The organism is Paenimyroides ummariense (assembly GCF_900115115.1).
GTDB lineage: Bacteria > Bacteroidota > Bacteroidia > Flavobacteriales > Flavobacteriaceae > Flavobacterium > Flavobacterium ummariense.
In genome coordinates, this window is record NZ_FOVI01000009.1 from 64092 (window position 1) to 76648 (window position 12557).

The following is a 12557-nucleotide window of genomic DNA, read 5'->3' on the forward strand; positions in this document are numbered from 1 at the left end:
ATAGTTCTTTCATAAAATTACTAATAAAACAGGCAGTTACAATTTGTATTGATATTAAAAATCTATTAAACAATAGATTTTCTAACTGCATGATTCTATTTTTGCAACGTATTTTCTTTTATAATGTAGGATTGATGGTTTGAATTGTTTTTACGGTGGAAGGTGTCGTTATAAAGATATCCTTCTGAATCTTTTCTTAATAAAGGTAAAGGATTGAAATTTCCTTTAGCATCAAACTGTCTGATAAAATCGTCTTTGCTTTCATCGTAATCAGGATGTTGCCAATCGTACTTATATTCGGGTTCAAACTGAGGTCTTTTCAAAATATACGAAAGAAGAAAACCAGAAATAAATCCAGCCAAATGTCCTTGCCATGAAATACCTTCTTCAATATCAGGCAACATATACCAAACCGACCCTCCGTACAAAATAATCATTAAAAACGAAATTGCCATTAAACGGTATTGCTTGCTGCGAATTCCCGTAAAAAACATGTAAGCTGTTAAAACGTAGATTAATCCACTTGCTCCAATGTGCGTTCCTGTTTTTGCGATAAGCCACGTACCTATTCCCGATAGTAAGATTCCTCCGAAAATTAGGGTTTGCCAGTTTTTATAGTAGTAATAACATATAAGTGGAAGCAAAACCAAAAGCGCTAGTGTGTTGTTCCATAAATGTTGAATGGATCCATGCAAAAATGGCGAAAACAGTATACCGCGCAACCCTTTAAATGTTCTTGGTACGATTCCGAAATTATTAAGTTCAAAGAAAAAACGCCAGTCTATATAATAAATCAACCAGATCACTAAAAGTGAAACAAACGGAACCCAAAAAACTTGCGGACGGTATTTTAATTGATCTATTTCCATGAGGGAATGAAATCAAAAATAAACCCAAATAAATAAGACTGCCGTTTTGACAGAAAACGTCATGCTTCACAACAACTTAAATAATACATATTTTTTTGTTGCGACATAATCTATTTTATAATTTTACGATATGAAAGCACCTTTAGCAGAACGTATTCGCCCGAAAACATTAAAAGATTATATAAGTCAGGAACATTTGGTTGGTGAATCAGGCATTTTAACGCAAAGCATTAAACGCGGCATTATACCGTCGATGATTTTTTGGGGACCGCCCGGAACGGGGAAAACAACTTTAGCCGAAATTATTGCAGAAGAAAGCAAGCGACCGTTTTATGCGTTGAGTGCGATAAATTCCGGTGTAAAAGATGTGCGCGAAGTTATTGAAAAAGCTAAAGGACAAAATGGCTTATTTACGCCAAAAAATCCTATTTTATTTATTGATGAAATTCACCGTTTTAGTAAATCGCAGCAAGATTCTTTGTTGGCAGCTGTTGAAAAAGGATGGATCACATTGATTGGTGCTACGACCGAAAATCCGAGTTTTGAAGTCATTCCCGCATTGCTTTCACGCTGTCAGGTTTACACGTTAAACGCTTTTACAAAAGCAGATTTAGAGGCTTTACTGAACCGTGCGTTAATTGTTGATGAAGAACTGAAAGAAAAAAATATTTCGATTATAGAAAACGAAGCTTTGTTCCGAGTTTCAGGTGGCGATGGCAGAAAATTGCTGAATACGTTTGAATTGATTGTAAATTCTATTGATGATGAAACCGTTGAAATTACGAATGACAAAGTACTGCAGATTGTCCAAAAAAACACGGTTTTGTATGATAAAACCGGCGAACAGCATTACGATATTATATCTGCTTTTATAAAATCGATTCGTGGAAGCGATCCAAACGGTGCTGTTTATTGGTTAGCCCGAATGATTGAAGGTGGCGAAGATTTAAAGTTTATCGCACGTAGGTTGGTTATCTCGGCATCAGAAGATATTGGTTTGGCAAATCCAACAGCAATAATTATGGCAAATAATATCTTTCAGGCAGTTTCGGTTATTGGATACCCTGAAAGCAGAATATTATTAAGCCAATGTGCTATTTACTTGGCAACATCTCCCAAAAGCAACGCCAGTTATATGGCAATTGGCAAAGCACAGGCTACTGTGAAACAAACCGGAGATTTATCTATTCCGATTCATTTACGAAACGCTCCGACCAAATTAATGAAGGAATTGGGTTACGGCGAAGATTATAAATATAGCCATGATTATCCGGGAAATTTTACCTATCAGGAATATTTACCAGACGATTTAATCAACACACCGTTTTACGAACCTGGAGAAAATGCGCGTGAAAAACAAACCAAAGATTTTTTACATCAACGTTGGCAGGGAAAGTATGGTTATTGATGGATGACGGATGATGTATGATGGATGTTAGGTGCAGGGTGTATGTGTTAGGGATTGAAGCGGATAGCCCGCAGGTGCTGGAGCTATAGCGGAATGCACCGAGGACTTGCAGCGAAAAGCCCGACCCGACTACTTACACGTATTTGGTGTTTATTAACTTCGTTCTATTTATTGTAATTTGACTTTGAAAAACCAATTTAGGGGAACGCCAAAAAAAAATCTCGCCAAAGTATTGACGAGATTCTGTTATTTTATTGTTTATTTTTATTAAGAACCGTATATTCTAAAGCATTTTTCAAAGCATCAACATGAGATTTGCTACGTTTTTTAATTCTGCTTTCGCCGTTTGCTGTAAAAATTTGTTCGTTTTTGCAGTTTATTAAGCTTACTGTTAATTTAGTAGCAGTCATTGATTTTCCGCGTTCTACATTACAAGTTAAAAGTTTACAAGGATCTGCTTTTACTTCTTGCGGTAATTCCTGATCATCGTAAAAAACGGTGTAACCAGCTTCTTCTAATTTATGTTTTAAAAAAGAATTTACGCGGTATTCGTTAAATTCTTCCTGAAAGTTATACACCTTTTTCATTTGAACATATTTTACGTTCAAACCTTGTGCCTGCATGCCTAAACCTAAACATGCGAAAAGCATTAATAATAAAAATTTCTTCATTTTATAAGATCTCTAAAAGTTGATTTAATTGTTGTACTTCTGCCACGCCAATGGTATTTTCTAATTTAAACTCGTTAAACCAAACAGCCTGCATACCTACGTTTAACGCACCGTGAACATCGGCATTTATGTTATCGCCAATCATTAAACTGTTTTCGGCTTTTGTTTTTGCGGTTAATAAAGCATGTTGAAAAATTCCCGGATGCGGTTTTTTAACTCCTGCTATTTCAGAATTGGTTATTGTTTGAAAATATGCTGTTAAATTGGCATTTTTCAATTTTTTCTCTTGAACCGAATCGGGTCCGTTGGTGATAATATGTAAGCGATAATTGTTTTTCAATACTTCAAGCGTTTCGTAAGCGCCGTCAAAAACATGATTATGGTTAGGCAATTTACCGATAAATTCATCTGCAATGTAATAGATGTGGTCATCATTAATCTTTACATCAATAGCATCAAAAGTATCTTTTAATCTGCCATAACGTAAAAAATCGCGCGAAATTTCTTCTCTCGAAAATCGTTCCCAATACGAATCATTAATCGGTTTAAAATGCATCATAAAATCATCGACACCGTTTAATTGCATTTCGGTAAAAATAGCTTGAAAAGTCAACGCGGAATTTTTATCAAAATCATAAATGGTATGATCCAAATCAAAAAACAAATCTGTAATTTGTTCCTTTTGTATCATTATTTCTGATGTGTAATAACAGCGTTTTCAATGTGGTAAATCCAATCGTCGATGTCGTCTGCATTGTATCTAAACGTACCTTCCATGGTAACATAGGTATCAGTTTTCAATCGCGGCGTATTGCCTTTAAACTTAATACCCATAATGGTTTCAGGCCCGGCATTTCCGCAGAAAAAACACTGTGCGAAAACATTTTTACTCAACGCGTACGATTTACTGTCGATAGGAACAATAAAACCCGAAGCCTTGATTTTTTTACCCTGCAAAGCCTTTAATGTCCCGTTTATCATAGGATACATTACTTCACCGTAATGCGGATTTTTCTTTTTAACGAAATCAATCTGTCCCAATAATTTCCAAGTGACTTCGGTTGGGTTTTGATAAAATTCCGATGGTTTTTCTGTTGTATTTTTTGCAGAAAAGCTCATTAAAAAAACGGCTAATCCGCAATAAGCTGCAACGAATATTTTTTTTAACATGTGATCTATTTTATTATTTTTTATTGGTAATTATTGCGTTTTGTATATTAAAAATTAAATCGTCTTTATTTTTATCGTTGTAAAAAAATGTTCCTTCTAACGTAATATAGGTATCGGTTTTTAAACGTGGGGTTTTGTTTTTAAACTGAATGCCCATAAGTGTTTCTATACCCGCATTTTTATTGCAGAAAAAACAATGCGAATACACATTTTTGCTTAAAACGTACGATTTACTATCTAAAGGAATTACAAAACCGCTTATCTTAATCTTTTTGCCTTGTAACGATTCTTTTATAACATCGCCATAATTCTGCATAACCTGTAAGCTGCCGCCCATTCTGCCCAACATTTGCCAGGTAACTTCGGTTGGCTGATCTTGAACATTAATTTCTGCAAAAGACTTAGCTTTTTTATTTGTAGAAAAGCTCATTAAAAAAACAGCTAATCCACAATACACTGCAATGATTATCTTTTTAAGCATTTGCCAATGTTTTTGATATATTTAACGAATACGCTTTAATTGCCGGAATTATTGCTGCAATGATTCCTACAGATAATGTGGCTAAAAACAACATTCCTTCTTCTTTCCATAAAAATTCAAAAGGATCAAACGCCATTTTAAATTCTTCTTGCGATGAAACGGATAAGAAATACAATCCGATTCTACCAAAAACAATACCAAGAATAAATCCGATAGTACATAAAAAGATACTTTCTAACAAAACCAACCATAATAGCTGCATTTTAGTAGCCCCGGTGATGCGAAGCAACGCAAATTCGTACTTGCGTTCTTTCAATGTATTGTACAATGCAACAAAAATACTGATGCCCGAAATAAACATAATGCCGTACGCTAAATAGGTTAATGCCGAAATTCCTACACCAAACAAAGCAAACAAACGGTTGACTTCTAAAGCTGGCGATGCTGCCTGCATTTCGGTATTTTGAGGAATGATTCTTGGCCACGTCATTTTAGCCATATTGTTGCGCAGTTTTAAAAGAACTGCCGTAATTTCTTTTCCTTCGTGCGGATTTACTTCTTCGTGATGATGCTCCTCGCCTTCTGCATGTTGATGATCGGAATGATCGTGTGCTGCTTCAGAATGACCTTCGTGTTCATGTTCATGATCGTGCATGTGCCAAACCGATGAGATGTTTGATAGAATTAAATTATCGGCAACTTTACCAGACGGCGCCAATATTCCCACCACTTTATAGGCATGATGATCGTGTACTTCGCCTTCTTCAGCATCGCCATGTGTTCCAAAAAAAGTATCGCCTATTTTTAAATCGATATTTGCTGCAATGTTCGATCCAACGACAACCTCAAAATCTTTTGAAAACAATTTTCCCTGCTGAATTTTCAAGTCGAAGTGTTTGGTATAATTTTCGTTGGTCCCAACAATTTTATATCCCAAATAATTATCGCCATAAGCCAGCGGAACGGCACTTTCTACCATTGGTTTGTTCATCCATGCTTCGGCTTCGGTGTACGAAATATTTCCCGGGGGAGCATCCATTTGATAAACCGATGAAAGAATCAATTGCAACGGACTTCCCTTTGCTCCCAACACCAAATCTATATTATCCATTGATGACGAAAACTTCTCTTCGAACTGTTTTTGAAGCAAGATCAATATCGATATAATAGAAACCGATGCTGTTAAAAGTATGATGCTTAAAAAAGTATTCAGCGGCTTAAACCACGTATTTTTCCATGCTATTTTGCTAATCATGACAAGGTAATTTGGTGGTTAAACAATGATTTTAAACGTTGATCGTGCGTAACAATGATTAGTGACGACTGATATTCTTTTGCTAAATCGCTTAATAATCGGGCTACAATTAAAGCATTTTCGTCATCTAAACTCGATGTAGGTTCATCTGCTAAAATTACTGACGGATTGTTTATTAACGCTCGGGCAATGTTTACACGCTGCTGCTGACCGATACTTAACTGGCTTGGCAATTTATACACGTGATCTTTCAACCCCAGATTATCCAAAATGCTTAGGGCTTTTTCTTTGGCTTTTGATTTTTTTGCGATCCACGATGCCAGCAAAACATTATCTAAAACCGAAAGTGCTTCGATAAAAAATGATTTCTGTAAAATCATACCGATCGATTGTCCGCGAAAAGCATCTAATTTAGCTGTGTTTAACTGTAAAATATCCTGATTGTTTATAGTGATGTTTCCTGCGGTTGGCTGCAACAAACCACCCAGCAAATGCAGTAAAGTGGTTTTACCTGTACCCGAATTTCCTGTAACCAACAAGGTTTGCCCGTTAGAACAATCGATATCAGGAAAATGGAATTTTTGCGTAGCCGAATAGGAAAAAGTAACGTTTTGTGTTTTAATCATTTTGTATATTCTTAAACGGTATGCAAGATAGTGAATATTCTGCGGATATTATAATAGGTTTGTTTCAGGTTATCGTTTGTTTAACGTTTAAAGTTTTAGCCTACAAAATATCCTCATCGGCAAAACTAAAATAACCGGTTTGGGTAATAATTAAATGATCAAGCAATTTAATATCCAAACTATTGCCTGCCAGCTTAATTTTCTGCGTGATATCTTTATCTGCACCACTTGCAACTAATTGTCCCGACGGATGGTTGTGCACCAGAATCAAAGCCGTTGCCAAATGTTCCAAAGCGGTTTTAAACAACATTCGGATATCAACAACAGTTTGGGTTAATCCGCCTTTGCTTAGTTGTAATTTGTAAATTACTTTGTTGCTATTGTTCAGCAATAAAACCCAAAATTCTTCATGCGGTAAATCCCCAATTATTGGTTGCATTAATTTAAATACATCTTCTGAAGATCCTATTTTTGTGAGTTCTTTGGTTTCCGATAACTGCAAACGCTTCGCCAGTTCTAACGCTGCTACAATGGTTATGGCTTTTGCTTCGCCAATGCCTTTAAACTGCATTAACTGCTGAATACTTTGCTTTTGCAACTGATGCAACTGATTGTTATTTTGCTGTAAAATACGCTTGCATAATTCAACCGCACTTTCATTTCGGCTGCCCGATCCTATTAAGATAGCAACCAATTCGGCATCACTTAACGCATTTTTGCCTTTGTACAATAATTTTTCGCGCGGCTGATCGTCTTCAGACCAATTTTTTATGGAGAAATGTTTACCTTCGTTACTCATGCCCAACTAATTAACGTTTTATAAATATATGAAAGTATTTTTGTTTTTGATGTTTTCTATTCTGATAAGTTCGTGTACTTTGAAAGGTCAGGAAGGTACTGATGTTGCTGTATTTTCATCTGACGAAAAAACTATCAAGAAAGACACGATTAACGATGATGTTTCAGATTTTAGAAAAAATCTTTCTGATAAAGCACTTTCTATTATTGATCCCTCGGTTCGATACACGCCCGATTACGTTAGTATTAGTTACCCAAATGGCGATGTACCTGCGAAAACCGGAGTTTGTACCGATGTTGTGATTAGATCGTACAGAAAGTTAGGAATTGATCTTCAAAAAGAAGTGCATCAAGATATGCGTGCGAATTTTGGTATCTATCCGAAAAATTGGGGTGCTACAAAACCCGATACCAACATTGACCACCGACGTGTGCCTAATTTAGAAACTTTCTTTACCAGAAAAGGTAAGAAATTACCCGTTACACAAACTCCCAACGATTATAAAACAGGAGCCATTGTTACCTGGATGATTAACGATAAATTACCGCATATTGGCATTGTTACCAACAAACTTTCTAAAGATGGTAAACGCAGGTTGATTGTTCACAATGTTGGCGGTGGACAGGTATTAGAAGATTGTTTGTTTAAATACACTATTGTGGGACATTTTGTTTATGAGGGTTAAGCGTTGTATTTTGGATTATGTTTTCTAAAATCGCTTTTACTTTCAAAAGTATGGTTACCAAGAATATCATGTAGGTTTAATTCCCGGATTAATCCTAACTTATAATAATGAACCAGTTCTTTTCTAAAAGAAAACATGTGAATTTCATTCAATAATTTAAACTGATATTTATTAACTGTCCCATCTTTAAAACGAATAGATAAAAAGTTATAAATACCTGCAGAGTTAACCGGATTGTACAAACTGCCGCCTCCAATATATTTATCTTCGTAAGTAACACAAGTAAACTCCATATTTTCAATTTCAAATAAATCAAAACGTCTGTCTAAAATCTCTACAAAATCCATATAAAAATATATCTTACCTAAAGTGCTATAAGTTATATTCTCACTTCTCAACAGATTGCCTATTCTTACATAGAAAAAATTAACCAAATAATAAACAATACTCAGAACAAAGATAAAAATCGTAACAAAATCAGGAAGATATCTATGAAAAAATAGAGCTATTGCTATCAAGGGAAGAATCACAACCCATTCTTTATCTATAATATCATAATACTTATATTTTGGCTCTGGCAAAACCTCAACAATACTTAAACCTTCTTCGGCATACGCTCTCATAAAAATGTTTTTACTAATATAAAAAAAAGCAACAAAAATGTTGCTTGGTTTAATCAATATTCAATGAACCGTTTGAGTATTTATCGAAAAAATCTTTTTTATACACATCGCCCAAAGGAATTTCGGCATCGTTAATATATAATGTGTGATTGGTAAACGAATCAATATAATCTAAATTAATCACATACGATTTACTTACACGTTGAAAATAATTTTCAGGCAGTTTCTGGTGGATGCTTTTTAAATTCATTGCCGTAATAAGCTTTTGATTTTGGGTATGAATAATCACGTAATCCTTTAACCCCTCTACAAACCAGATATCCTTAAAATAAATTTTATGGTAACGACGGTCGGCTTTTATAAACAAAAAATCGGTGGTGTTTGATTCTATCGTGTTCTTTTGTTCGGCAAGTAAATCTATATATAAAGTGGCTTTTTTAACGGCTTTGTCTAATCGGTTAACATCAATTGGTTTCAGCAAATAATCAATCGCATCAAATTCGTAACTTTTCAGTGCATATTGTGGGTAAGCCGTTGTAAAAACAATCAGCGTTTTTTCGGGTATCTGCATGGCATATTCCAAACCGTTCATTAAAGGCATTTCGATATCAAGAAAAATTAAATCAACATCATTTTCCTTAATAAAATCTAACGCTTTTATGGCTGTAGAAAATTTTGCTTTAATTTCTATGTTCGATACTTCGCCTAAAAGTGCCTGCAATTCTTCGCGTGCCAAAGGTTCATCGTCTATTATAATACAGTTCATAACGGAATGGCTAAATTAACAATATATTCTTTTGGGTTATTGGTAATACTTAACTGGTAATTATTGCGATACAGTAATTCTAAACGTCTTTTTATGTTCGCTAAACCCAAACCATTGCTTTTGTTTTTTGAAAGCTGGTTTTCTTCGGCTTTTGAATTGATACACACAAAATGCAGCTGTTTGTCTTTAATATCGATACTTATCTTCACAAATGTTTCATCGCCATTAGGATCTACGCTGTGTTTTATGGCATTTTCTATAAAAACGGTAAATAATCCGGGCGAAATAAAAGTGCTGTTTAGTGTGTTTTTATCGATATGATTTTCAATTTCAACCTTAAAATTATCCTTACGGATTTGTTCCAGATTTAAAAAGTTCGAAATAAATTCAATTTCTGATGCTAAAATGGTTCTTTCTCCACTGTTTTCGTACAACTGATATCTTAAAAATTCTGACAGACGAATAATTACTGTGTTTGCCATTTCGGGATTTGTACGGATCAATGCTTTTACGTTGTTCAACATATTAAACAAAAAATGCGGACTTACCTGATTCTTCAGTTCATTTAATTCCATCTCAAACGTAATGTTGTTTAGTTCGGTAATACGTTCGTTATCTTTAAGCCAGCGCTGCAATAATTTTATGGTGGTTGAAACCGAAATTAAAGATGCACAAATAACGATCACTCCGTAAAAATCAGATCTTCTATTAATTTCCTTATGCATCAATCGGTGTGCTTCAGCATAATCTTGATGTAAATGCAGATTGAAATAGTTCTCATGAAAATAACTTAAAATCTGCACACCAGAAACAGCCAGCAAAATTAAAAAAACAGCATATCCTAAATATTTAGATCTAAACAAAAAGCACGGAACCAGCACGTACATATTTACATAAAACATGGCAACAAAGATTACGTAAACCATTGCTGCAGCGTAATATCCGTACGGCGTTCCGTACGAATCTACAAAGCTACCGCCATAAAGCATCAAGAAAAACACCGTTAAAAACAACACATGGCGTTTAATTCGGTAACGTTTATCTATCAAAAAATCCAATACTTTTTTATCTCTGTAATCCTGACATTCTGCAATCATCAACACAAAAAAATTTATGCTGCAAAGTTAAGGCTTCTTTTACAACCACTTACCTATATTATACAAACCACCTAATTTATTATATCAAAAAAACAAATTATGGGTTTTGTATAAAAAAACCAAGGTTTCATCTAAAAAACAAAAAATGCGTGGTTTTAAGCAAGTTCTTTGCACTGTATTTAAACAAATGGTTTATGAATATTGATACTTTTCAAACATTTTTAGAACGAATAGATCCTGCTTTAACTAAAGAGGAAAAGAAAGATAAAATGGTGCAAATTGCCGATATTAGTTTGTTTACCCAATGTTACAACACCCAGATAACTTTTATGGGTTGTATTGAATACGATATTAATATTATTGAACAAAACGGCATTAAAACAGGCATTTTGTTTTGCGATTTAAACAAGTTAAAAAAAGATTCGTTTAATCCTTGGTTGTACACTCCGTTTTCGTCACCGTTTTTTAGATCGCAGACAAATGTAGATGATTTTTGGTTTGTTTTTGTTGAAGAGCACATAAACCCAAACGCTAAAAAATTCACCGATTTTATCGAACAAAACAATCTAACAGACTTTTACAGCAAGATATTTTTACTGAGTTATTTTGAATCAACCCTACACCAACTAAAATAATAATTGTTTAACGATTGAATAAATATGATACGGATTTTTAAAACAAACGTTACACACGCTACAGACGGAAACCATTTATTAGAAAATGTTCTGCAGCAGAAATACCCGCACTTTAAAATTAATTTTGATTTAGAAGATTGCGACAATATTTTACGAATTGAAGGTACCGATTATGAGTCGAACGAAATTATTGCCTTAATGGATACCAACGGTTTTTTATGCGAAGAATTACATTAACCTAAAAACACACGCATGTTTCAAGATTTCGCAGCCTGGTTTAAAAATAAAATCAACAATAACTTAGCTTACAATTTACGGCAGGTTTGCTACATTGTAGGCATTTGGGTTTTTGTTACGTTGTTTTTTATCTACCTAAAGTTTAACGACATTCCTGAAAGTTTTTTAGTAGAAATATACCAGTTAGATTACAGTATTTCAAAAAAACAAATGTATCAGGCGGCATTATTCATTGGATTATCTTTTGGTTCAGTATTGGGATTTTTGCATGTATTTGTATATCCTTATATCGAAAGAACCCAGAAACTTTTATTCAATATTGTGTTTAGAATCACTGTTTTCTGTCTGCTTTCGCACATTGTTTATTATACATTGCTCACTTATTACGGATATTCTATGAACACCAAATTCGTTATTTGGGGTTTTAACGATCCGGGAACCATAAACATTTTAATGTACGCTTTTGTAACCGAATTTTTGGTAGGATTGATTATACTTCTACGACGCAATTTGGGTAGAAAATACTTTATCAATACCATTAAAAACACCTACCGGCATCCGAAAGAAGAAAATCGAGTTTTTATGTTTTTAGATTTGGAAGATTCCACGGTTATTGCCAACAAAATGGGACATTTGAATTTTAGCAGATTTATCCAGGATTGTTTTTGGGATTTATCGGATATCACACTGAAATACGGTGCCGAAATTTATCAATTTGTTGGTGATGAAGCGGTAATAACCTGGAAAGTTTCAAAAAATTTCGATTACGAGAAATGTATTGCCCTTTATTTTGCCTACAAAGAATTGTTAGAAAGTAAAACCGATTTTTACATCAAGAAATACCAGACAATACCCAACTTTCGATGTGCCCTTCACAGCGGAAAAGTTTCTGCAGCTTTGGTTGGCGATTATAAAAAAGAAATTGCCTATCACGGAAATGTTCTAAATTTAGGATCGCGCTTGCAGAAAACCTGCAAAGAACACAATGCCGATATTTTAATTTCGGAAGATTTTTCAGAGAACCTAAAAGATCATTGGTACGGTTTAACTCCAATTACTTTGCATCATTTAAAAGGCATCAACGATATACAAACCGCTTATAAAGTTTGTGAAGAAAACAAGAAGTATTATTTTTATTTGTGATTGAATATAATAAACTTGTATCATCTTCCTTAATTTTTAATCAAAAAATCCTACAAGGTTTTAAAAACCTTGCAGGATAAATTATAATTTAA

At 34.2% G+C, this 12557-nt stretch carries 16 protein-coding genes; 5 read left to right on the forward strand and 11 right to left on the reverse strand.

The genetic code is table 11. From position 1 onward, the window contains the following. Nucleotides 1-95: 95 nt before the first annotated feature. Entirely contained in the window at nt 96-869 is a 774-nt protein-coding gene (locus BM253_RS08435) for a rhomboid family intramembrane serine protease (protein WP_091522217.1), read from the reverse strand. Between the two features lie 130 nt (nt 870-999). Here BM253_RS08435 and BM253_RS08440 point away from each other — a divergent pair, with 130 nt between their 5' ends. Continuing rightward, the gene (locus BM253_RS08440) at nt 1000-2277 is read left to right on the forward strand and encodes a replication-associated recombination protein A (RefSeq protein ID WP_091522220.1); all 1278 of its coding nucleotides are present in this window, start codon (nt 1000-1002) and stop codon (nt 2275-2277) included. Nucleotides 2278-2528: 251 nt separating this feature from the next. Here the strand turns inward: BM253_RS08440 and BM253_RS08445 are convergent, their stop codons facing one another. The 7 genes from BM253_RS08445 to radC form a co-directional block, all read right to left on the reverse strand. Then, nucleotides 2529-2948, reverse strand: coding sequence for a hypothetical protein (locus tag BM253_RS08445; protein WP_091522223.1), 420 nt, complete (start codon nt 2946-2948; stop codon nt 2529-2531). A 1-nt stretch (nt 2949) separates the two neighbouring features. After that, entirely contained in the window at nt 2950-3639 is a 690-nt protein-coding gene (locus BM253_RS08450) for a YjjG family noncanonical pyrimidine nucleotidase (protein WP_091522226.1), read from the reverse strand. Beyond that, the gene (locus BM253_RS08455; protein ID WP_091522229.1) at nt 3639-4118 is read right to left on the reverse strand and encodes a hypothetical protein; all 480 of its coding nucleotides are present in this window, start codon (nt 4116-4118) and stop codon (nt 3639-3641) included. The genes BM253_RS08450 and BM253_RS08455 overlap by 1 nt, the downstream gene beginning before the upstream one ends. A 13-nt stretch (nt 4119-4131) precedes the next feature. After that, nucleotides 4132-4599, reverse strand: a complete 468-nt coding sequence (locus BM253_RS08460; protein WP_091522231.1) for a hypothetical protein — start codon at nt 4597-4599, stop codon at nt 4132-4134. Further along, entirely contained in the window at nt 4592-5854 is a 1263-nt protein-coding gene (locus BM253_RS08465) for an ABC transporter permease (RefSeq protein WP_091522234.1), read from the reverse strand. The genes BM253_RS08460 and BM253_RS08465 overlap by 8 nt, the downstream gene beginning before the upstream one ends. Continuing rightward, the gene (locus tag BM253_RS08470) at nt 5851-6480 is read right to left on the reverse strand and encodes an ABC transporter ATP-binding protein (protein ID WP_091522237.1); all 630 of its coding nucleotides are present in this window, start codon (nt 6478-6480) and stop codon (nt 5851-5853) included. Before BM253_RS08470 ends, BM253_RS08465 begins: the two co-directional genes overlap by 4 nt. Nucleotides 6481-6580: 100 nt before the next feature. Then, nucleotides 6581-7279 (reverse strand): RadC family protein, encoded by a 699-nt coding sequence (gene radC, locus BM253_RS08475; RefSeq protein WP_091522240.1) that lies wholly within the window; start codon nt 7277-7279, stop codon nt 6581-6583. 28 nt (nt 7280-7307) lie between these two features. On the opposite strand from radC, the gene BM253_RS08480 reads away from it, so the two are divergent. After that, nucleotides 7308-7964 carry a DUF1287 domain-containing protein gene (locus tag BM253_RS08480; protein ID WP_245758476.1) on the forward strand — a complete coding sequence of 219 codons (657 nt, stop codon included), beginning with the start codon at nt 7308-7310 and terminating at the stop codon, nt 7962-7964. Here BM253_RS08480 and BM253_RS08485 read toward each other — a convergent pair. The 3 genes from BM253_RS08485 to BM253_RS08495 are packed head-to-tail and all read right to left on the reverse strand — an operon-like array spanning nt 7961 to nt 10450. Further along, complete coding sequence (locus BM253_RS08485; RefSeq protein ID WP_143095608.1) at nt 7961-8587, reverse strand: hypothetical protein; 627 nt, start codon at nt 8585-8587, stop codon at nt 7961-7963. The genes BM253_RS08480 and BM253_RS08485 overlap by 4 nt on opposite strands. A gap of 49 nt (nt 8588-8636) precedes the next feature. Further along, nucleotides 8637-9353, reverse strand: a complete 717-nt coding sequence (locus BM253_RS08490) for a LytR/AlgR family response regulator transcription factor (protein WP_091522247.1) — start codon at nt 9351-9353, stop codon at nt 8637-8639. Beyond that, nucleotides 9350-10450 carry a sensor histidine kinase gene (locus tag BM253_RS08495; RefSeq protein WP_091522250.1) on the reverse strand — a complete coding sequence of 367 codons (1101 nt, stop codon included), beginning with the start codon at nt 10448-10450 and terminating at the stop codon, nt 9350-9352. The genes BM253_RS08490 and BM253_RS08495 overlap by 4 nt, the downstream gene beginning before the upstream one ends. Before the next feature lie 194 nt (nt 10451-10644). On the opposite strand from BM253_RS08495, the gene BM253_RS08500 reads away from it, so the two are divergent. The 3 genes from BM253_RS08500 to BM253_RS08510 are packed head-to-tail and all read left to right on the forward strand — an operon-like array spanning nt 10645 to nt 12465. After that, nucleotides 10645-11085 carry a hypothetical protein gene (locus BM253_RS08500; RefSeq protein WP_091522253.1) on the forward strand — a complete coding sequence of 147 codons (441 nt, stop codon included), beginning with the start codon at nt 10645-10647 and terminating at the stop codon, nt 11083-11085. Nucleotides 11086-11109: 24 nt separating this feature from the next. Next, nucleotides 11110-11322, forward strand: coding sequence for a hypothetical protein (locus BM253_RS08505; RefSeq protein ID WP_091522256.1), 213 nt, complete (start codon nt 11110-11112; stop codon nt 11320-11322). Nucleotides 11323-11337: 15 nt separating this feature from the next. Then, nucleotides 11338-12465, forward strand: a complete 1128-nt coding sequence (locus tag BM253_RS08510; RefSeq protein ID WP_091522259.1) for an adenylate/guanylate cyclase domain-containing protein — start codon at nt 11338-11340, stop codon at nt 12463-12465. Nucleotides 12466-12557: the final 92 nt, after the last annotated feature.